The organism is Microbacterium insulae (assembly GCF_042677065.1).
In the GTDB taxonomy this organism is placed as follows: domain Bacteria; phylum Actinomycetota; class Actinomycetes; order Actinomycetales; family Microbacteriaceae; genus Microbacterium; species Microbacterium insulae.
In genome coordinates this window covers 311887-332643 of sequence record NZ_JBHTII010000002.1, presented here as the reverse complement: position 1 = coordinate 332643, position 20757 = coordinate 311887, and the positions used below count along the sequence as shown (strand labels likewise).

Sequence of the window (20757 nt, the reverse complement as noted above, 5' to 3'; positions counted from 1 at the left end):
GCGGTGGCGACAGCGGATCGATCGGTCTCCGGCGCACGGACGCCCGGCCCTGTCAGGCGGCGGGCGCCGCGGTGGTGCGCGGGGCGTCGTCGGCGAGCGATGCGCGGATCGGGTGCCCCTGGCTCGTGAGGCACCGGCCGGACGCGAGATCCCACTTCCAGTCGTGCAGCGAGCACGTGAGGACGCCGTCCTCGATCTTCCCGGTCTTGGTGAGGTCCGCACGCAGATGCGGGCAGCGCCGCTGTACGATCCATTCCTCGAGCTGGGCGTCCTCGGTCTGGTCGGTCTGCTCGGCGTACCAGTTCTCGACGTACTCGATGCGGTCACGCGACAGGCACTTGAGGAAGGTCGTCAGGAACTCGTTGAACTTTCCGCTGCGCCCCACCTCGAACTGCATCGAAAGGAAGATCGAGTTCGACCAGTCGATCTCGTGGTCGGCGATGTTCGTCGAGACGAGGTCGGCGGGGATCGTGTACCAGTAGATGCACTCCTCCCCCGCGTACTCGCGCACCTTGGCCTTCGGGAAGTCCACGACCATGTCGAGCTCGCCGATGCGGAAGCGCACCGCTCCGCCGACGCCGTTGCGAATGGTGCGCGCACGGCGCAGCAGCGGCTCCCACCACTCCTTGATCGCGGCGAGCATCTCGTCCGGTGGCAGGACGGGGGCGCGGGATGCCTCCTCCGCCCGGATCTCGTCCTGCCTGCTGTCGCGCTGCTCGGCGAGGTAGCCCCACTTGTCGTCGAAGATCCGGTCGATCTCGGCATCCGTGTACAGGGTCTGTGTGACCGTGAGAGCGCCGTGATCGAGCTCGACGACGGTGCCGGGAAGGAACTCGTAGCCCTTCTGCTGAGGGCGGAGCTCGCGCATGTGCGCGAGGAACTCGCGCTGATCGGTGAAGATCGCGTCGCCGTCGATGCCCTGCCCGTTGTACTTGAAGAGCTCCTCGCGCAGGAACATCGGGGGTCCGGCCATCGGGAACACGTGCTCGGCGTCGACCTTCTCGATGTAGTACATCGCGCGCTTGTTCTGCGCGTCGCGCTTGAGCTGGGCGAAGTTGCGCTTCGAATCCTGGGGGAGGTCGTACACCATGGGCCACCAGATGGCCCCCGACACCTGCGTGAAGTACGCCTCGGGCTTGGAGAACGACAGGAGCTTCTCGAGGTCGAGCGGATGGGAGTCGTTCTGGTTCAGGATGCTCGCGGTGCCGTCGTCGACGCTCAGCGACGAGTCGCCGATCGGGCCGTCGCTCGGCGCCCGCAGCGGCGTCACCATGATCTTGAGGGCGCCGAACTCGAGGGGAACACCGGCCTGCGTGTACACGATGTTGTCGTAGCCGAGCCCGCGCAGGTCCTGCTCGAGCTCGTCGGTCGGATACTCCGGCAGCAGGACGCGGATGTCCTTCGGGATGTAGCGCTGCATGAGAACCGGGTCGAAGTGGTCGCGGTGGCGGTGCGACACGTACAGGAAGTCGGCCTTCCCGTACTTCTCCCAGTCCAGCCCCCGGTTGTCCGGGAACGGGAACCACGAGCCGAAGAAGGTCGGCCCGATGACGGGGTCGCAGAGGATGGATCCGCCTGCGGTCTCGATGAACATCCCGGCGTGACCGAGGCCCGTGATGCGCATGCTCGCTCCTACTGTCTCGAAAGGGTCATGACGAGCGCGCGATCCGCGCGAGCACGCCGTGGACGAAGGACCCCGAGTCGTCGGTCGAGAACTCCTTCGCGAGCTCGACCGCTTCGTCGATGGCGACCGCCGTGGGCACCTCGTCGTTGTACAGGATCTCCCACACACCGATGCGCAGCACCGCACGGTCGACCGCGGGCATGCGCGCGAGCGACCAGTCCTTGGCGAACGTCGTGATCTGCTCGTCGATCGCCTCGCGGTTGTCGATCACGCCGTCCACGATCTCGCGGGCGTACAGCCAGGACGCTTCGCGGGCGGGTTCGTTCGCCGCGCGCCGGGACTCGGCGGCGAGCATGGCGGCGAGGTCCTCTCCGCGGACATCGGCCTGGAAGAGGATGTCGAGGGCGCGCTTGCGCGCTTTGCTCCGGGCGCTCAAGGTCAGTTGACGCGGCCGAGGTAGTCGCCCGTGCGGGTGTCCACCTTGACCTTCGTGCCCGTCTCGAGGAACAGCGGCACCTGGATCTCGTAGCCGGTCTCGACGGTGGCCGGCTTCGTGCCCGCCGACGACCGATCGCCCTGCAGGCCCGGCTCGGTGTAGGTGATCTCGAGCACGACCGAGGCCGGAAGCTCGATGTACAGCGGGTTGCCGTTGTTGAGCGCGATCTGGACCTGCTGGTTCTCGAGCAGGAAGTTGGCCGCGTCACCGACGGTCGCCGCCCCGACGGTGATCTGGTCGTAGTCGGCGACATCCATGAAGACGAAGCCCTCACCGTCGTTGTAGAGGTAGGTGAAGTCGCGGCGGTCGACGTTCTCGAGCTCGACCTTGGCGCCGGCGTTGAAGGTCTTGTCGACGACTTTGCCCGACATCACGTTCTTGAGCTTCGTGCGCACGAACGCACCGCCTTTGCCGGGCTTGACGTGCTGGAACTCCACGACGCTCCAGAGCTGCCCGTCGATGTTGAGGACGACGCCGTTCTTGATGTCTGCGGTCGATGCCATGGGGAAGGAGAGTCCGTTTCGTGAGGGAGACGGGCCGATAGCGGCCCGACAGTGCATTCTACGGGATGCCGCACCCGACCCCCCGGAGGACGCGTCAGCCGTCGGCCTGACCGGTGATGACGGCGATGAGGCGGTCGACCGCCGTGGCGTAGCCCTGCACTCCCTCGCCGACGACGTGGACGAGCGCGACGTCGGTCACGTAGGAGTGATGACGGAACGCTTCGCGGGCGCGCACGTCGGAGATGTGGACCTCGGCGACGGGGAGCGCGACCCCGGACAGCGCATCCCTGAGCACGACCGAGGTGTGCGAGAGACCGCCGGGGTTGATGACGATCCCGGCGCAGTCCTCCCTCGCCTCGTGGATGGCATCGAGGAGCGCGCCTTCGTGGTTGCTCTGCACCGCGCGCACGTCGAAGCCGTGAGCCGCGGCCGCACGGCGTGCGATCTCCTCGACGTCGGCGAGGGTGGCCGTCCCGTAGATGTCGGGCTCCCGTGTGCCCAGGAGGTTCAGGTTCGGGCCGTTGACCAGGAGCAGGCGTCGGATCACGACGCCACGCTACCGCCTTCCGCCGGAGCCGGGTCCTCGGCCCGGTACTGCGCGAGCAGTTCGCGCTCGCGCTGCGCCCGGGGGAACTTCCACCACACGACCACCGCGCCGACGAGCACGGCGAGGATGCCGGCCAGGTACGCCCAGTCCTGTCCCTGGAGGAACGACTCCTTGGCGGCCTGCGTGATCGCGTCAGCGTACTGCGGGTACTGCTTCGCGATCGTCTCGGCGCTCGCGAACGACTTCGTCAATTGGCTCTGCACGCTCGAAGTCACCTGAGCGGCGTCCTTCGACGACCCGATCTGCGACAGCATCGCCGCGGCGTAGCCGGCGGTGAGGAGCGCGCCCAGGATCGACTGCATGATCGCGCCGCCCAGGTCGCGCTGCAGGTCGGCCGTTCCCGATGCCATGCCGGCGCGACGCACGGGCACGGCTCCCGTCAGGGACCGCGACGCGGGCGTCCCGGCGATGCCGACGCCCGCGCCGACGAACGCGTACCCGAGCGCGACCGCCCAGTAGCCGACGCCCTCGCGCCACAGCAGCAGCATCGTGAGGAAGCCGAGGAGGACGGGGACGTACCCGAGGAGCATCGTGAAACGCGCACCGCGCGCCTCGACGAGCTTCGCCGACCGCGGCGCGAGAAGCACCATGAAGACCGCTGCCGGGAGGATCGCGGCGCCCGACTCGATGGTCGAGTAGCCCAGCACGTTCTGCAGGAACTGCTGACCGATGAACATCGCCCCCATCAGTGAGCCGAACACGATGATCCCGGCGACCGCGGCCACCCAGAAGATCGGACGCCGCGCGACATCCAGATCGTAGAGCGGATTGTGCGCGCGCCGCTGACGCCACAGGAAGGCCACGAGTGCGAGCACGGCGACGATCGTCAGGCTCAGGACGAGCACCGTCGAATCCGGGACGGTCGCGAAGTTGATGGCGACGATCATGGCCCCGACGAGCACGACCGACAGGATTCCGCCCAGATTGTCGACGGGCTCGGTGGCCTCGTTGACGTGCGCGGGGATGAACTTGAGCGTGAGCGGCACCGCGACGACGATGAGCGGGATCGTGACGAGGAAGACCGATCCCCACCAGAAGCTCTCCAGCAGCAGACCGGAGATGAGCGGCCCGAGTGCGGAGATCGCGCCTCCCGTCGCCGACCACAGCGCGATCGAGCGCGTGCGCGCCGGTCCCGACCACAGCGCCGTGATGAGCGCGAGAGTGGTCGGGTAGGCCATGCCCGCGGCGATTCCGCCGATCACGCGTGCCGCGATGAGCACCTCGATCGAGGGTGCGAACGCGGCGACGAGTCCTGCCGGAAGGGACAGCAGCACGCCGATGAGCAGCATCCGCCGCCGCCCGTATCGATCGCCGACCGCCCCGAGCCACAGGACGGAGGCCGCGAGTCCGAGCGAGTAGCCGATCGCGACGAGGTTGAGCTGCGTCTGCGAGGCGTCGAAGGCGATGCCGATGTCGGGAAGGGCGACGTTCGCGACCGCCAACGGCAGGTTCGCGACGGCCGCGACGATGATGAGCGTTCCGAGCACGGCACCCGAACGCGACGGGCTTGTCGATGCGATGGTCACCGCGACCGCCTCTCAGGAATCGAGCCGGGACGTGGCGCGCCCCGGACGTTGATCATCCTGCCCGACGACGGGTCGCTCTGCGGGGGTGATCTTTCGCCTAACCCGCGACCTCCTGATACGCGGCGAACAGCAGCGACTCGTCGGGCGCCTGCAGCACGGTCGGCTTGGCGATGTCGTCGAGCACGATGAAGCGGAGCAGCCCGCCTCGGCTCTTCTTGTCACGCTGCATCGTCGCCAGCAGCTGCGGCCACGCCCCCGGCCGGTAGGTCGTCGGCAGGCCGAGGAGGTTCAGGATGTCGCGATGGCGCGCGGCCGCGGCATCCGGGAGTCTTCCCGCGAGTCGGGACAGCTCGGCCGCGAACACCATGCCCACGGAGATCGCGGCGCCGTGACGCCACCGGTAGCGCTCGGCGTGCTCGATCGCGTGACCGAGCGTGTGCCCGTAGTTGAGGATCTCGCGGAGGCCGGCCTCGCGAAGGTCCTCGCCCACGACGCGAGCCTTCATGCCGATGGCGAGCTCGAGGGATCGGCGGAACGGCTCGCTCCGGGGGTCGGTCGCGAGCTCCGGGTCCGCCTCGACGAGGTCGAGGATCTCCGGCGCCCAGATGAAGCCGGCCTTCACCACCTCGGCGAATCCGGCGACCCGCTCGTTGCGTGACAGCGTGTCGAGCAGGTCGAGGTCGCAGAGCACCGCCGTGGGAGGCCAGAACGCCCCGACGAGGTTCTTCCCCTCGGCCGTGTTCACACCGGTCTTGCCTCCGACGGCCGCGTCGACCATGCCGAGAACGGTGGTCGGAACGTGCACCACGGCCACTCCGCGCAGCCACGTGGCCGCCACGAATCCCGCGAGGTCCGTGACCGCGCCGCCGCCGAAGCCCACGACGGCGTCCGTGCGCGTGAAGTCGGCCTTGCCCATGACCTGCCAGCAGAAGGCGGCGACCTCGATGCGCTTGCCGGCCTCGGCGTCGGGGATCTCCGCCAGCAGAACCTCTCGATCGGGCGTGAGGGACTCGCGCAGCCGCTCGGCCTGTTCCGCGAGCGTCGGCGGGTGGACCACGAGCACCTTGCGGGCACCGGCGGGCAGCGCTTCGCCGAGGCGCGACAGGATGCCGCGGCCCACCCTGATCGGATACGTCGCGTCGCCGCTGACCGTGATCGTCGTCGTGTCGCTCATGACTCTCCCTGTCGATGATCGCCTCGGGCCCAGTCCACGACCCGGTCGACGACGTGCTGCAGCGGACCGCTGGACGTGTCGAACGAGACGTCGGCGAGCCGCTCGTACAGCGGCCGGCGCTGCTCGTAGATCGCGCTCCAGCGCGACGCGGCGTCGTCGCCCTGAAGCAGCGGGCGGTTGCTTCCGCGCACGCGGTGCGCGACCACCCGAGGCGCGACGGTGAGCAGCACGACCCGGGCGTCGGCGAGGTCCGCCTGGGTCGCGGGGTGCAGGACCGCGCCTCCGCCCAGCGAGACCACCCCGCCGGTGGCGAGACCCTCGATGACCGCCTCGCGCTCGAGGGCGCGGAACTGCTCCTCCCCCGAATCCGCGAAGATGCGCTCGATCGGGCCGTGCTCGCGCGCGATCGCCGCGTCCGTGTCGAAGAAGGGCACCTCGAGGGCGCGCGCGACTCTCTTGCCGACGCTCGTCTTGCCGGCCCCCATCGGACCGATCAGCACGATCGCGCTAGTGGGCGACGTCATGCCCGGCCAGCGCCGCGTCGCTCGCCGCGGTCGTGCGCAGCGCGTCGGGGATCGCCGCGAGGTAGCCGTCGAGGTTGCGGCGGGTCTCGCCGACGCTGTCGCCCCCGAACTTCTCCAGGACGGCGTCGGCGAGGACGAGGGCCACCATGGCCTCGGCCACGACGCCCGCCGCCGGGACGGCGCACACGTCGGAGCGCTGGTGATGGGCGGACGCGGTGTCGCCGGTCGCGACATCCACCGTGCGCAGCGCCCTCGGCACGGTCGCGATCGGCTTCATGCCCGCGCGCACGCGCAGGACCGTGCCGGTCGACATCCCGCCCTCGGTTCCGCCGGCCTTGTCACTGGAGCGGGCGATGCCCTCCTCGGTGACGTGGAGTTCGTCGTGCGCTGCGGACCCGCGGCGGGTCGTCGTGAGGAAGCCGTCTCCGACCTCGACGCCCTTGATGGCCTGGATGCTCATGAGCGCCTGCGCCAGCTTGCCGTCCAGCCGGCGGTCCCAGTGCACGTGCGAGCCGAGCCCGGGCGGCAGACCGTAGGCGAGCACCTCGACGATCCCGCCCAGCGTGTCGCCGTCTTTGCGGGCGTCGTCCACCTCGGCGACCATGCGGGCGCTGGTCGCGGCGTCGAAGCACCGCAGCGGGTCGGCGTCGAGGGCATCGACATCGTCGGGCGTCGGAAGCGCTGCGTCCTCGGGCACGCGCACGGGACCGATCGACAGCGTGTGGCTCACGAGACGGATGCCGAGCTCCGCCAGGAACGACCGGGCGATCGCTCCGAGGGCGACGCGTGCGGCGGTCTCTCGGGCGCTGGCCCTCTCGAGCACGGGCCGGGCCTCGTCGAAGTCGTACTTCTGCATGCCGACGAGATCGGCGTGGCCGGGACGAGGACGGGTGAGCGCAGCGCCGCGGCCGCGGGACTTCTCGGTCAGGTCCACCGGCTCGGGGCTCATCACCTCGGTCCACTTCGGCCACTCGGTGTTGCCGATGCGCAGCGCGATGGGACTGCCGAGGGTCAGCCCGTGGACGACCCCGGTCGAGATCGTGAGCTCGTCCTCCTCGAACTTCATGCGCGAGCCGCGGCCGTAGCCGAGCTTGCGGCGGGCGAGATCGGCTTGGATCGCGGCGCGCGAGACCGGGACGCCCGAGGGCAGTCCCTCCATGACGGCGACGAGTTCGGGGCCGTGCGATTCGCCGGCCGTGAGCACGCGGAGCATTGGTCTAGTCTCCCACGCACCGGAAGCGGGTGACGTCAGTGTTCCGGATCCAGTGCTCCGCGCATGGCCGCCACGACGGCCTCCTCGTCCGGGAGGGCAGCGTCGGGGTCGCCCGACACGAAGACGCGCACCTGGAGCACGGCCTGATGCAGCAGCATCCCGAGACCCGAGGCGGCCGGCTGCGACGCGCGCTCCCACGCCCGGGACAGCGCTGTCGGCCAGTGCCCGTACACGACGTCGAGGAGCGGGCCGCCTGCGGCGGCGAGGGCGTCGGCTGCGGCATCCGCCACCGGCGCGTCGCCGGGAAGCGTCGCGATCGTCACGGACACGGGCTCTACGCCGGATGCCGTGAGCGGCGTCGCCGTCACCGCGACGCCGAGCGCCCGGCCGAGCGCGTCGAGGGCATCGACCGCGTGCGGTCGGCGCGCGACCACGTCGACCTCGGTGGTGCCGATCTCGGAGAGCGCGACCAGGGCCGATGTCGCCGTGGCGCCGGCGCCGACGATCCGCGCGCGAGCGGCCGAGGTCACACCCTGCTCGGCGAGAGCGCGAACGATCCCTCCGACGTCGGTGTTGAAGCCCCGAGGGCCGCCAGCGGCGAGGAGGAGCGTGTTGACGGCACCGGTCAGCCGGGCGCGTCGGTCGAGCGTGCGCGCGGCATCGTGCGCGACGACCTTGAGCGGCATCGTGAGGGACAGGCCGCGCCATTCGGCGCCGAGGTCCGCGAGGGCAGCAGCGAAGCCGTCGGCGTCGACGCGGCGCCGGTCGTAGCTCCAGTCGAGGCCGAGCATCTCGTACGCGGCCGCGTGCAGCAGCGGCGACCGGCTGTGGGCGATCGGGTCGCCCCACACGGCGAGGCGCGTGGCCTCCGGCGTCAGCACCCGGCGTCCGGATTGGCCGAGCACCACTCCTGCCACTGCGCGACCGCCCGGTTATGGTCCGCGAGATTCGTGGTGAAGACCGTCTCCCCCGTGTTGAGGTTCACCGTCACGAAGTACAGCCACGGGCCCTCGGCGGGATGCATCGCCGCGTCGATCGCCACATCACCGGGATTGGAGATGGGTCCCACGGGCAGGCCCGTGTTGACGTACGTGTTCCACGGGTTGTCGTCCTCGAGCGCCTCCTGGGACGAACTGGCCGTCCCGTCGTGCATCTCGCCGTAGCCGTACTGCGCCGTGGAGTCCATCTGCAGCAGTCCGAACGTCTCCTGATTCTGCGGATCCAGACGGTTCTGGATGACGCGGGAGACCTTCTGCATGTCGGCCTCGAACCGGGCCTCGCGCTGGATGATCGAGGCGATCGTCAGGATCTCCTGACGCCTGTCCTCGGGCACCTCGGCGGCGTCGAGGGACTGCACAGTTCTGTCGACGAGGGTCTGGATGACGCCCTCCGCGGTCACGTCGGGGTCGAAGGTGTATGTCGCGGGAAAGAGCCAGCCCTCGAGCGAATCGGCCGAGACCCCGTACGCCGACGGGTCGGCCACGGCCGCCTGGAAGTCCTCGACCGGAAGCCCCGTGCCCTCGGCGAGGAGTGGCAGCGACTGCTCGACGGTCAGCCCCTCGCGCAGCTGCGCGGTGTTCTCCATCTTGTTCGCCGGATCGAGCAGCGCTTCGAGGGCCGCGGCCGACGTCATCTGCTTCTGCAACTTGAAGACCCCCGGCACGAATGGCGGATTCTCACCGTTCTCGATGAGGTAGTCGTAGAACGCGTCCGGGGTCTTGGTGACTCCCGCCTCGTAGAGGCTCTGCGAGATCGGCGCCCCCGTGTCACCCGACACGATGGTCACGTAGACCTCGCCGTTCGCCATCCCCTCCTCGAAGTCCTTCGGCTCCTCCCAGCCCATCAGCTCGCGGATCTGGTCCTCGTACGTGACCCACACATACGTCACGCCCGCGGCGATCCCACCCAGGACGAGCAGGACGATTCCCAGCGCGATCCATCCGCCGACGCGGCGTCGTCGCTTGTCGGGGGGCGGAGGCACGGCGCCGAGGTCGTCGGTCGAGCTGGTGCCGGTGAACAGATCCTCGATCGTCGCCGTGCGCGAGCCCCTTTCGGGCGACGTCGCGGAGGCTTCCACCTGCGGCGCGGCGCCCGTCCGACTGTAGGGCACGGCCGGGGCGGGACCGGCGGCGAAGAGCCACGCGTCGTCACCGACGTCGGCTCCCACGGCGCGGGTGGCCGGCACCCCTGGACGGGAGATGGACGCGTCGAGGCCGGTGTCGGCGGGGTTGCTCGGAGAGCCCGCCGCGGGGCGCGGCGGATCCGGCTGGGTGACCGCGGTCTCCGGGCGTGCAGTCGGCGGAGAGCCCTCGCCGCGCTCACGCGCTTCGCGAGCAGCAGCCTCGCGGGCCTCGCGCCGCGACAGCGGAGCGACGGATCCGGCGTCCGCAGAAGTTCGCGGGACATCTCCGCTCGCCGCAGCCCCTCCGACCGGAGCGGCGCCGCGTTCGGACTCGTCTCCCGCCGACCGGAGTCGACGGTCCCGGGCGTCGGGGAGCTTGCCGAACAGATCCGCGAACGGATCGTCCATGGGTGACTCGGGCATGTCAGGCGGGCTCCTGGGAGACGGGGGTTCCGGGTGGTCGGCCGGTGCTCTTCTCGACGTCGAGCGCTTGCTGGAGCAGCACCACCGCGGCGACCTGGTCAACAATGCTACGAGAAGATCGCTGTGATCTGCCCGATTCCCGCAAAGCCGCGTGCGCCGAGACGGTGGACAGCCGCTCGTCGACGAGGCGGACGGGAACCGCGGATGCCGCGGCCAGAGCGGTCGCGAACTCGCGCGCGTCGGTGGTCGAGGGGGTGTCCTCGCCGCGGAGGCTGAGCGGAAGTCCGACGAGGATCTCGACCGCGGAGTGCTCAGCCGACAGCTCGATGACTCGCGGGATCGCGCGGTCTTCGCGCCTCACTGTCTCCACCGGGGTGGCGAGGAGGCCGTCGGGATCGCTGCGCGCGACCCCGACGCGGGCTTTCCCCACGTCGACGCCCAGCCGGACCCCGCGACGAAATCCGCTCACGCGCCGAGAGCGTCCTTGATCGCCGCGAATGCGGACGGGAGCGCCGAGGCATCCGCGCCGCCGCCCTGCGCGACGTCGTCGCGCCCGCCGCCGCCACCGCCGAGCGCGGCCGCCGCGGCCTTCGCGAGCGCACCGGCGCGTGCACCGACCGCACGCGCGGCCTCGTTCGTGGCCACGATCACCACGGGGCGTCCGCCCACCTCGGCCCCCAGGGCGACGACTGCCGCCGAGCTGCCGAGCCGCTCACGGACCTGGAGCGCCAGCGTGCGCACATCGTCGGCCGACCCCGCCGCGCCGAGACTCTGCGCCACGACGGCGAGGTCGCCGACGCGCTCCGCCGCCGCCACGAGCGCGGGCAGGCGATCGCCGAGGGCCTTCGCCTCGAAAGCCGCGATCTTCTTCTCGGCCGCCTTCAGGCTCGCCGTGAGTTCGGCGATGCGCGCGGGCAGCTGCTCACGCGGCGTCTTCAGGCTCGAGGTGAGCTGCGAGACGATGGCGCGCTCGGCCGCGAGAGAGCGGAAGGCGTCGAGTCCGACGAGCGCCTCGACCCGGCGATTGGACGCGCCCACCGAGGCCTCGCCCACCAGGCTGATGAGGCCGACCTCCGCGCTCGTCGCCACGTGCGTGCCCGCGCACAGCTCACGCGACCACGGCCCGCCGATGTCGACCATGCGCACCGTGTCGCCGTACTTCTCACCGAACAGGGCCATGGCCCCGAGCGCCTTGGCCTCGTCGAGCGCCAGCACACGCGTCGTGACCTCGAGGTTGTCGCGGACGGCGTTGTTGGCGATCTCCTCGATCTCGCTCTTGGTGGCCTCCGACAGCGCCTGACCCCACGTGAAGTCGAAGCGCATGTAGCCCGCACGGTTGAGCGAGCCCGCCTGCGTCGCGCTCCGCCCGAGCGTGTCGCGCAGCGCGGCGTGGACCAGGTGCGTCGCGGAGTGCGCTTGGCGCGCGGCGCGCCGGTTCGCCGCGTCGACGATCGTCGTCGCCGGCTGGCCGACCCCGACCTCGCCGGTCGTGACTTCGACGGTGTGGCTGATCAGTCCGGGCACGGGCTTCTGGACGTCGAGCACCTCGAGCTCGTACCCCGGACCCACGATCACGCCCCGGTCGGCGACCTGGCCGCCGGACTCCGCGTACAGCGCGGTCTCGGCGAGGATCACCTCGGCGATCTGACCCGTCGAGGCGCGGTCGGCCGAGACGCCGTCGACGAGGATGCCGAGCACGGACGACTCCGTCTCGAGGTCGGTGTAACCCGTGAACACGGTCTCTCCGGCGGCCCGGAAGCCCCGGTACACACTGGTGTCCGCGAGCTGACGCTTGCGCGAGCGTGCGTCGGCCTTCGCGCGTGCCCGCTGCTCCTGCATCAGCGTGTCGAACGCCGCGCGATCGACCGTAAGCCCTGCTTCCTCGGCGATCTCGAGGGTCAGATCGATCGGGAATCCGTAGGTGTCGTGCAGCAGGAACGCCTCGGAGCCCGGAATCGTCGTTCCCCCGGCCGCCTTCGTCTGCACCAACGAGTCGTCGAGGATGGACTCGCCCGCCGCGAGGGTGCGCAGGAATGTCGCCTCCTCGGCCAACGCGTACTGCGAGATGCGCGGGTAGTCCGCCTCGACCTCGGGATAGACGTCCTTCATCGCGTCGCGCGACGCGGCGAAGAGGTGGGCGAAGGTCGGCCCGTCGACGCCGAGCAGGCGCATCGACCGGATGGCGCGTCTCATGAGCCGGCGCAGGATATAGCCGCGGCCGTCGTTCGAAGGAGTGACGCCGTCGGACATGAGCATGAGCGAGGACCGCACGTGATCGGCGACCACGCGGAAACGCACGTCGTCCTCGTGGTTCGCGCCGTACGTGCGTCCTGAGAGCTCGACGGCCTTGTCGAGAACCGGGCGCACCTGGTCGGTCTCGTACATGTTGTCGACGCCCTGCTTGATGAAGGCGATGCGCTCCAGGCCCATCCCGGTGTCGATGTTCTTCGCCGGCAGTTCGCCGACGATGTCGAAGTCGTACTTGGACTGGACGTTCGTGATCTCGTACTGCATGAACACGAGGTTCCAGATCTCGACGTACCGGTCGTCGTCGGTCGCCGGACCCCCGTCGATGCCGTAGGCGGGTCCCCGGTCGAAGAAGATCTCGGAGCAGGGCCCAGCGGGTCCCGGAAGTCCGGTGCTCCAGTAGTTGGTGTCCTTGCCGAGCCGCTGGATCCGCTCGTCGGGAAGATCGGTCAAGCGCCGCCACAGGTCGTGCGCCTCGTCGTCCTCCTCGTACACGGTGACCCACAGGTCCTTCGGGTCGAAGCCGAGTCCGCCGTCCGCCTCGGGGGACGTCAGGAGCTCCCACGCGAAGCGGATCGCCCCCTCCTTGAAGTAGTCGCCGAACGACCAGTTGCCGAGCATCTGGAAGAACGTGCCGTGGCGCGGGGTCTTGCCGACCTCTTCGATGTCGTTCGTGCGGATGCACTTCTGATTGTCGGCCGCGCGCGAGTACGGCGCCGGGACGTCGCCCGACAGGTACGGGATGAACGGCACCATTCCGGCGACGGTGAACAGCAGAGCGGGATCGTCCGTCACCAGGGAGGCGGAGGGGACGATCGTGTGGCCGTTCTTCTCGAAGTAGTCGAGGAAGCGCTGCGCGATCTCGGCGGTCTTCATTCGGGGTCCTCGCAAATGGCGCGGTCCACTCCCCCGGATCCGGGGTCGAGGGGTCGCTGGGTCAGTCGGTGAGCTTCTTGGCCGCGGCGGCGGCGGTGTCGACGGCGTCGGATGCTGCGGCCCGCGCGGTCTCGACGGCATCGGCGGCGGCATCCTTCACGTCTTCGACCAGACCCGAGATGCGGGCGTCCTGCTCGCGATAGGCGTCGCCGATGCGATCGGTGAACTCCGTGATGCGGGCGTCGACCTCGGCGAGGATCTCGTGGCCGCGGGGGTCCTTGTTGACCAGGTGCGCGAGCACGAACCCGCCGGCGATGCCGACCAGGAACCACAGGAGGTTCTTCATGTCATTTCCTTGGTTGTCGAGTGGCCGCGAAGCGGTCGTATCGAGACACGCGGGCCGCCGGGCGCGGCGATCCCTCCATCGTAGGCGGAAACGACGAAGGGCGTCGGGAGAACCCGACGCCCTTCGCACGTACACCCTGTTATCGGGCGGCGTGTCTCGGTACACCGCCTGACGGCGGCACTCGATAACCGACTACGTCGCGTGCTGACAGGGCGTCAGCGCGCGGCGTAGTACTCGACGACGAGCTGAACGTCGCAGACGACCGGGACCTCGGCGCGCTTGGGGCGACGCACAAGGCGCGCCTGCAGCTTGTCGAGCTCGACCTCGAGGTAGCCCGGAACCGGGGGCAGGACGTCGGCGTGACCGCCGGCGGCCGCGACCTGGAAGGGCTCGGTGCCCTCGGACTTGGCCTTGACGTGGATGAGCTGACCCGGCTTCACACGGAACGACGGGCGGTCGACGAGCTGGCCGTCGACGAGGATGTGACGGTGCACGACCATCTGGCGCGCCTGCGCGGTGGTGCGGGCGAAGCCGGCGCGGAGGACGAGGGCGTCCAGACGCATCTCGAGCTGCTCGACGAGGTTCTCACCGGTCAGGCCCTGCGTGCGGCGGGCCTCGTTGAACTGGATGCGCAGCTGCTTCTCACGGATGCCGTACTGCTCGCGCAGACGCTGCTTCTCGCGGAGGCGGACGGCGTAGTCGCTGTCGGCCTTGCGCTTGGTGCGGCCGTGCTCACCCGGAGCGTAGGGACGCTTCTCGAGGTAGCGGGCGGCCTTCGGGGTGAGGGCGACGCCGAGCGCGCGGGACAGGCGGACCTTGCGGCGGTCCTGGGACTTCGTAGCCACGAAGTGTTCCTTTCGATGACGCGGCCGTGTCGATCACGGCTCGCGGACGTATCCCCGGATCCCGCCTTCCGGGACGCACGTCGGGGCGACCCGGAGGTTGTGAAAGGAGGTGGGGATGCCCGAAAACTCGGTTTCGAGCCCGTCAAGTCTACCAGAGCCGCCCCCGCGCCCGATTCAGCACGGAGCGCGCGGTCATCGGCCGTCGAGGATGCGGCGGATGCGCTCGAGCCGGGCCTGGACGTCGCGCTCGGCGCCCAGCGCTTTGGGCTCGTAGTAGCGCCTGCCTCGGAGCTCGTCCGGAAGGTACTGCTGCGGGGAGACCCCCACCTCGGAGTCGTGAGGGTAGACGTATCCCTTGCCGTGACCGAGCCGCTTGGCCCCGGGGTAGTGCGCGTCGCGCAGGTGGACCGGCACGCGCCCGAAGCCGCCCGAGCGGACATCGGCGATGGCGGCGTCGATCGCCAGATACGCGGCGTTGGATTTCGCCGTCGTCGCGAGATACGCCGTCGCCTCGGCGAGGGGAAGACGGCCCTCGGGCATCCCGATGAACTGCACGGCGTCGGCCGCGGCGACCGCGAGGGGAAGAGCATGGGGGTCGGCGAGCCCGATGTCCTCGGCGGCGGAGATGATCAGCCGCCGAGCAATGAACCGAGGGTCCTCTCCGGCCTCGATCATGCGCGCGAGGTAGTGCATCGCCGCATCGACGTCGGACCCCCGGATGGACTTGATGAAGGCACTGATGACGTCGTAGTGCTCGTCGCCCTGGCGGTCGTAGCGGAGCAGAGCGCGGTCGACCGCCTGAGCCACGTGCTCGGCGGTGACCACCGGGCTCTCGTCGCCCTTCCGAGGCTCGGCAAGGGATGCCGCCGCCTCGAGGGCCGTGAGCGCGCGCCGGGCATCGCCCGAAGCCAGCCGCACCAGCGCGTCTCGCGCGCCGTCATCGAGGACGACGGATGCCGCGAGCCCGCGGGCATCCGCGACGGCGCGGTCGACCAGCATGCGCAGGTCGTCGTCGGTCAGCGGCTTGAGGGTGAGCAGGAGGGAGCGGGACAGCAGCGGAGAGATCACCGAGAACGACGGATTCTCCGTCGTCGCCGCGATGAGCACGACCCAGCCGTTCTCGACTCCGGGCAGCAGTGCGTCCTGCTGCGCCTTGGTGAAGCGGTGGATCTCATCGAGGAAGAGGATGGTCGACTGGTCGTAGAGATCGCGCTGCGTGAGCGCCTCCTGCATGACCTCGCGCACATCGCGGACCCCGGCGGTCACCGCCGAGAGCTCGACGAAGCGGCGGCCGGACGAACGGGCGATCGCCTGGGCGAGTGTCGTCTTGCCCGTACCCGGGGGACCCCACAGGATGACGGACGACGCGGTGCGTGCCGAGGCATCCGGATTCGCCAGGGTCACCAGCGGCGAACCGGGTCGGAGCAGATGGCCCTGACCGGCGACCTCGTCCAGCGACGCCGGCCGCATGCGGACCGCCAGAGGGGTCTGCCCCTGGAAGAGAGCGGTCGGCGTGGTCACCGCTCCAGGCTAATGCGAGCCCGCGACGTCGGACGCGGCCGGCTTTTGCCGCGCGCGGACGCGCCCCGTAGGATCAACCCCGCCCGGGCGTCGACCCGGATCGGAGGAGGTCCCGTGGCGAACGGTGGCAAGGACCGCAGCTCGCGAGAGTCCCGCGAACGCGCACGCCTTTATCAGGCGCGCCAGGAGTTCCACAGCGGCGTGAAGCGACGCCGCACGCGAGACAACCTCGTCGCGGGCATCGCCGGCGGCCTGCTGATCCTCGGCGTCGTCGCGGCCCAGACGGCCTATTTCGTCGCGGGCCCGGGCGCACCGGCGCCGGCTCCGACGCAGACGGGCAGTACGCCCTCTCCGACGCCCGCCCCGACGCCGAGCGGGACGCCGAACCCCACCCCCACGCCGTAGTCGTTCAGACCCCGCGGGGCACCGGGGCGAGGGTCGCGGCGTACTAGGCTGGGGCCGTCCATCCCCCACAGGCGGCATGTGCCGCGATGAGGTGCATCCCGTGACTGCCGCAGCAGAGTCCACTCCCGAGTCCACCGGTCCGCAGACCGATTCCGCCGAGCCCTGGGGCCGCGTCGACGACGACGGCACGGTGTCGGTGCGCGAAGCGGACGGCTGGCGCGTCGTCGGGCAGTTCCCTGACGGATCCCCCGAGGAGGCGATCGCCTACTTCGAGCGGAAATACACGGATCTCGCCAGCGAGGTGACCCTCCTCGAGGTGCGTCACCGTCGCGGCGGCGCTTCCGCATCCGATCTCCGCGGCGCCGCCCGCGCCGTCTCCGCGAAACTCGACGGCGCGGCGGCCGTGGGAGACCTCGCGGCCCTGGAGGCACGCGTCGCCGCCCTCACTGAGACCCTCGCTGCGGCATCCGAGACCGAGGCGGCGGCCGCCCGCGAAGCCGTCGATGAAGCCGTCCAGGCGCGCACCGTGCTCGTCGAGAAGGCCGAGGCCCTGGCCGCGCGCGATCCGCGGACGGTTCAGTGGAAGCAGGCGACCGCGGAGCTGAGCGCTCTCTTCGACGAGTGGCAGTCCCAGCAGCAGAACGGTCCGCGTCTGCCGAAGTCGACGGCGCAGGCGCTCTGGAAGCGCTTCCGAGACGCCCGATCGACCGTCGACAAGCATCGCCGCGAGTTCTACGCAGAGCTCGACGAGGCCCACAAGGGCGTGCGCGAGCGCAAGACGAAGCTCGTCGAGAAGGCCGAGGCCCTCGCGCCGAAGGGTGAGGACGGCATCCCGGCCTACCGGGAGCTTCTCGACCAGTGGAAGGGCGCCGGACGCGCCGGCAAGAAGGTCGACGATGCGCTCTGGGCGCGGTTCAAGGCCGCCGGTGACGCCCTGTACTCGGCACGTGTGGAGCGCGAAGCCGCAGACGTCGAGGCCTCCCGCGAGAAGATCGACGCGAAGAGAGCTCTCCTCGACGAGGCCAAGGCCGTGGCCGACGAGCGCGAGCTGAGCAAGGCGCGCTCCCTGCTGACGAGCATCCAGCGCCGGTGGGACGAGATCGGCCGCATCTTCCCGCGCGACACGGAGCGTGCACTCGACGACGATCTGCGCAAGATCGAGCAGGCGCTGCGCACGCGCGAGGACACCGACTGGAAGCGGAACAACCCCGAGACGAAGGCGCGCGCGAACGACATGACGCGTCAGCTCACCGACGCTATCGAGAAGCTCGAGGACGAGCTCGCCGCTGCCGAGAGGTCCGGCGACAAGAAGGCGATCGCGAACGCGAAGGAAGCCCTCGAGGCGCGCAAATCCTGGCTCAAGGCACTCGGCGGCTGACGACTCCGCCACACCGGGTCGCTTCTCGCGGTTGTCCACAGATGCCAGGACGTCCGGTGGGCGAGACACCGGAGTCGGCGAGACTGCCGTCATGGCGTCTCCGTTCCTCTACCAGATCGATGATCGACTGTCCCTCGCCGAGCTGACGGCGGCCCGACTCGACGGCCACGTCGTCGAACTCGGCGAGGCCTACATCCCGGCCGACGCCGTCGAGACGCTGGGCCTGCGCGCGGGATCACTCGCGAGCGTCCTCGGCGACACCCTCGCCGCGACCCACTTGAGTGCCGCGTGGGTGCACGGGGCGCCGATCCCCATGCCTGCGCGCCACACCGTTCAGCGGGCCGTGCCGCAGCGCGGCAAACACATCCCTTCGCGCAACCTCATCTACCGCGACCTCGCCGTGCCGCCCGCCGACCTCGAACGCGCCGGTGGCGTGCGCGTCACGACGCGCCTGCGCACGCTCGTCGACCTCGCGCGCGTAGCCGACGACGAGCACACGCGCGCGGCCAGGATGCTCGCCGACGACGACGCCGACCTCGTCGACGCCGCGATCGCGCGCCTCGACAGCGGCGTGCTGCCGCACAAGCGAGCGGCGATCGCGCTCCTGCGCGGGATCGCCGCGGCACAGGCCGCGATCAGGACGACGTGACCCGATAGACGTCGTAGACGGCGTCGATGCGACGGACCGCGTTCAGGACGCGGTCGAGGTGCACGATATCGCCCATCTCGAACACGAACCGGCTGATCGCCAGACGGTCCCGAGATGTCGAGACCGACGCCGACAGGATGTTCACGTGGTGCTCGCTGAGGACACGCGTGACGTCGCTGAGCAGCCCGGAGCGGTCGAGGGCCTCGACCTGGATCTGCACGAGGAAGACGCTCTTCGTGGTCGGCGCCCACTCGACGTCGATGAGGCGCTCGGAGTCGGCCATCAGGGACTTCACGTTGGTGCAGTCGGCTCGATGGACCGAGACGCCGCTCCCCCGCGTCACGAAGCCCATGATCTGGTCGCCGGGCACGGGGGTGCAGCACTTGGCGAGCTTCACGAGGATGTCGGGGGCACCCCGCACCAGCACCCCGGAGTCCCCGTTGCGCGGCTGGCGCGACCGACCCACACCGGGCAGCTCGATCGGGCCCGTGCTCGTGTCGTTGGCGCTGACGAGCGCGGTGACCTTCTCGATGACCGACTGCGTGGAGACATGCCCTTCGCCGACGGCTGCGTACAGCGCGGAGACGTCCTCGTAGCGCAGCTGATGTGCGACCTCGGTGAACGAATCCTGGCTCATGAGACGCTGCAGGGGAAGGTTCTGCCGGCGCATCGCGCGGGCGATCGCCTCCTTGCCCTGCTCGATCGCCTCTTCGCGCCGCTCTTTGGTGAACCATCCGCGGATCTTGTTTCGGGCGCGCGTGCTGCGGACGAATCCGAGCCAGTCCTGGCTGGGCCCGGCATCCGGGTTCTTGGAGGTGAAGACCTCGACCACGTCGCCGCTGGTGAGCTCGGTCTCGAGCGGTACGAGGCGCCCGTTGACCTTCGCGCCCATCGTCCGATGCCCGATCTCGGTGTGGACCGCATAAGCGAAGTCGACCGGAGTCGCGCCCGACGGAAGGCCGATCACACGCCCCTTGGGTGTGAAGACGTAGACCTCCTTGGCGCCGATCTCGAACCGCAGCGAGTCGAGGAACTCACCGGGATCGGCCGTCTCGGCCTGCCAGTCCGAGATGTGCGCCAGCCATGCCATGTCGGTGTCGACCGCCTTGGCGTCGGCTTTGCCGCCGCTCATCCGCTCCTTGTACTTCCAGTGCGCCGCCACGCCGTACTCGGCTTGCTGGTGCATCTCGTTCGTCCGGATCTGGATCTCGACGGTGCGCCCGCCCGGGCCGATCACCGTCGTGTGCAGCGACTGGTAGAGGTTGAACTTCGGTGTCGCGATGTAGTCCTTGAATCGCCCGGGAAGCGGCGTCCACCGCGCGTGGATCGCACCGAGCACGGCGTAGCAGTCGCGCACGCTGCCGACGAGGATGCGGATGCCGATGAGGTCGTAGATGTCGTCGAACTCGCGTCCGCGCACGACCATCTTCTGGTAGACCGAGTACAGCTGCTTCGGGCGGCCCATGACCCGCCCCCGGATACGCAGCTCGCGGAGGTCGCCGTCGACGGCCTCGATGACGCTCTGCACGTACTGCTCGCGCTGAGGTGTGCGCTGTTTGACGAGACTCTCGATCTCGGCGTACAGCTTCGGGTGGAGCACGGCGAACGAGAGATCCTCGAGCTCGGACTTGATCGCCTGGATGCCGAGCCGGTGAGCGAGGGGCGCGTAGATCTCGAGCGTCTCGGTCGCCTTCTTCCGCGCCTTCTCGGGAGGCACGAACCCCCACGTGCGCGCGTTGTGCAGGCGGTCGGCGAGCTTGATGAGCAGGACACGGATGTCGCGCGACATCGCGACGATCATCTTGCGGACCGTCTCGGCCTGCGCGCTCTCGCCGTACTTGACTTTGTCGAGCTTGGTGACCCCGTCCACGAGCATCGCGACCTCGTCGCCGAACTCGGCCGTCAGGTCGTCGAGCGCGTAGCCGGTGTCCTCGACCGTGTCATGCAGCAGAGCGGCGGCGATCGCCTTGGGCCCGAGACCGAGGTCGGCGAGGATCTGCGCGACGGCGAGAGGATGCGTGATGTACGGCTCGCCGCTCTGACGGGTCTGGCCCGTGTGGGCGTTGTCGGCGACGGCGTACGCCCGCTCGATGATCGACAGGTCGCCCTTCGGATGGTGCGTGCGCACCGTCCGCAGCAGCTGCTCGACGTCGTCCCGGCGCGCGGAGCGCGAGAAGATCCGCGGAACCAGGCGTCGCAGGGACGAGGTCTGTGCGGGAGGGACGGTCTCGGTCATCCGATGCCCTCCCCTCCGCTGGACCTCACAATCCTACCTGCG

19 protein-coding genes are annotated in these 20757 nt (G+C 69.9%); 3 read left to right on the top strand and 16 right to left on the bottom strand.

What is annotated here, in order from left to right:
• Positions 1 to 52 precede the first annotated feature (52 nt).
• The 15 genes from ACFQ0P_RS14165 to ACFQ0P_RS14095 all read right to left on the bottom strand — a co-directional run bounded on the left by ACFQ0P_RS14165 (position 53) and on the right by ACFQ0P_RS14095 (position 15996).
• Complete coding sequence (locus ACFQ0P_RS14165) at positions 53 to 1624, bottom strand: Rieske 2Fe-2S domain-containing protein (protein ID WP_204979296.1); 1572 nt, start codon at positions 1622 to 1624, stop codon at positions 53 to 55.
• Between the two features lie 25 nt (positions 1625 to 1649).
• A complete protein-coding gene (nusB, locus tag ACFQ0P_RS14160; protein ID WP_204979295.1) occupies positions 1650 to 2060 on the bottom strand; it encodes a transcription antitermination factor NusB in 411 nt (136 codons plus the stop codon).
• Positions 2061 to 2062: 2 nt separating this feature from the next.
• Positions 2063 to 2623: an elongation factor P gene (efp, locus tag ACFQ0P_RS14155; RefSeq protein WP_204979294.1), complete on the bottom strand. Its 561-nt coding sequence runs from the start codon at positions 2621 to 2623 to the stop codon at positions 2063 to 2065.
• Positions 2624 to 2717: 94 nt separating this feature from the next.
• The gene (aroQ, locus tag ACFQ0P_RS14150) at positions 2718 to 3170 is read right to left on the bottom strand and encodes a type II 3-dehydroquinate dehydratase (protein WP_204979293.1); all 453 of its coding nucleotides are present in this window, start codon (positions 3168 to 3170) and stop codon (positions 2718 to 2720) included.
• Positions 3167 to 4756: an MFS transporter gene (locus tag ACFQ0P_RS14145; protein WP_204979292.1), complete on the bottom strand. Its 1590-nt coding sequence runs from the start codon at positions 4754 to 4756 to the stop codon at positions 3167 to 3169. The genes aroQ and ACFQ0P_RS14145 overlap by 4 nt, the downstream gene beginning before the upstream one ends.
• 97 nt (positions 4757 to 4853) lie before the next feature.
• On the bottom strand, positions 4854 to 5930 hold the full coding sequence (gene aroB, locus ACFQ0P_RS14140; protein WP_204979291.1) for a 3-dehydroquinate synthase: 1077 nt from the start codon (positions 5928 to 5930) through the stop codon (positions 4854 to 4856).
• Positions 5927 to 6454 carry a shikimate kinase gene (locus ACFQ0P_RS14135; RefSeq protein ID WP_204979290.1) on the bottom strand — a complete coding sequence of 176 codons (528 nt, stop codon included), beginning with the start codon at positions 6452 to 6454 and terminating at the stop codon, positions 5927 to 5929. The genes aroB and ACFQ0P_RS14135 overlap by 4 nt, the downstream gene beginning before the upstream one ends.
• A complete protein-coding gene (gene aroC, locus ACFQ0P_RS14130; protein WP_204979289.1) occupies positions 6438 to 7667 on the bottom strand; it encodes a chorismate synthase in 1230 nt (409 codons plus the stop codon). The genes ACFQ0P_RS14135 and aroC overlap by 17 nt, the downstream gene beginning before the upstream one ends.
• A 35-nt stretch (positions 7668 to 7702) precedes the next feature.
• The gene (locus tag ACFQ0P_RS14125) at positions 7703 to 8575 is read right to left on the bottom strand and encodes a shikimate dehydrogenase (protein ID WP_378772908.1); all 873 of its coding nucleotides are present in this window, start codon (positions 8573 to 8575) and stop codon (positions 7703 to 7705) included.
• The gene (gene mltG, locus ACFQ0P_RS14120; RefSeq protein ID WP_204979288.1) at positions 8542 to 10212 is read right to left on the bottom strand and encodes an endolytic transglycosylase MltG; all 1671 of its coding nucleotides are present in this window, start codon (positions 10210 to 10212) and stop codon (positions 8542 to 8544) included. Before mltG ends, ACFQ0P_RS14125 begins: the two co-directional genes overlap by 34 nt.
• Position 10213: 1 nt before the next feature.
• On the bottom strand, positions 10214 to 10681 hold the full coding sequence (gene ruvX / locus ACFQ0P_RS14115; protein ID WP_204979287.1) for a Holliday junction resolvase RuvX: 468 nt from the start codon (positions 10679 to 10681) through the stop codon (positions 10214 to 10216).
• Positions 10678 to 13335 (bottom strand): alanine--tRNA ligase, encoded by a 2658-nt coding sequence (gene alaS / locus ACFQ0P_RS14110; protein WP_204979286.1) that lies wholly within the window; start codon positions 13333 to 13335, stop codon positions 10678 to 10680. Before alaS ends, ruvX begins: the two co-directional genes overlap by 4 nt.
• A gap of 61 nt (positions 13336 to 13396) precedes the next feature.
• Positions 13397 to 13681 carry an ATPase gene (locus ACFQ0P_RS14105; protein WP_204979285.1) on the bottom strand — a complete coding sequence of 95 codons (285 nt, stop codon included), beginning with the start codon at positions 13679 to 13681 and terminating at the stop codon, positions 13397 to 13399.
• 215 nt (positions 13682 to 13896) lie between these two features.
• The gene (rpsD, locus tag ACFQ0P_RS14100) at positions 13897 to 14526 is read right to left on the bottom strand and encodes a 30S ribosomal protein S4 (RefSeq protein ID WP_204979284.1); all 630 of its coding nucleotides are present in this window, start codon (positions 14524 to 14526) and stop codon (positions 13897 to 13899) included.
• 192 nt (positions 14527 to 14718) lie between these two features.
• On the bottom strand, positions 14719 to 15996 hold the full coding sequence (locus tag ACFQ0P_RS14095; protein WP_378772906.1) for a replication-associated recombination protein A: 1278 nt from the start codon (positions 15994 to 15996) through the stop codon (positions 14719 to 14721).
• Between the two features lie 165 nt (positions 15997 to 16161).
• On the opposite strand from ACFQ0P_RS14095, the gene ACFQ0P_RS14090 reads away from it, so the two are divergent.
• From ACFQ0P_RS14090 to ACFQ0P_RS14080, 3 genes are all read left to right on the top strand, one after another.
• Positions 16162 to 16452, top strand: coding sequence for a dioxygenase (locus ACFQ0P_RS14090; protein WP_204979282.1), 291 nt, complete (start codon positions 16162 to 16164; stop codon positions 16450 to 16452).
• A gap of 100 nt (positions 16453 to 16552) precedes the next feature.
• A complete protein-coding gene (locus ACFQ0P_RS14085; protein ID WP_378772615.1) occupies positions 16553 to 17830 on the top strand; it encodes a DUF349 domain-containing protein in 1278 nt (425 codons plus the stop codon).
• A 91-nt stretch (positions 17831 to 17921) separates the two neighbouring features.
• Positions 17922 to 18479 (top strand): hypothetical protein, encoded by a 558-nt coding sequence (locus ACFQ0P_RS14080; RefSeq protein ID WP_204979280.1) that lies wholly within the window; start codon positions 17922 to 17924, stop codon positions 18477 to 18479.
• On the opposite strand, the gene ACFQ0P_RS14075 is transcribed toward ACFQ0P_RS14080, so the two are convergent.
• The gene (locus tag ACFQ0P_RS14075) at positions 18466 to 20715 is read right to left on the bottom strand and encodes a RelA/SpoT family protein (RefSeq protein ID WP_204979279.1); all 2250 of its coding nucleotides are present in this window, start codon (positions 20713 to 20715) and stop codon (positions 18466 to 18468) included. The genes ACFQ0P_RS14080 and ACFQ0P_RS14075 overlap by 14 nt on opposite strands.
• Positions 20716 to 20757 lie beyond the last annotated feature (42 nt).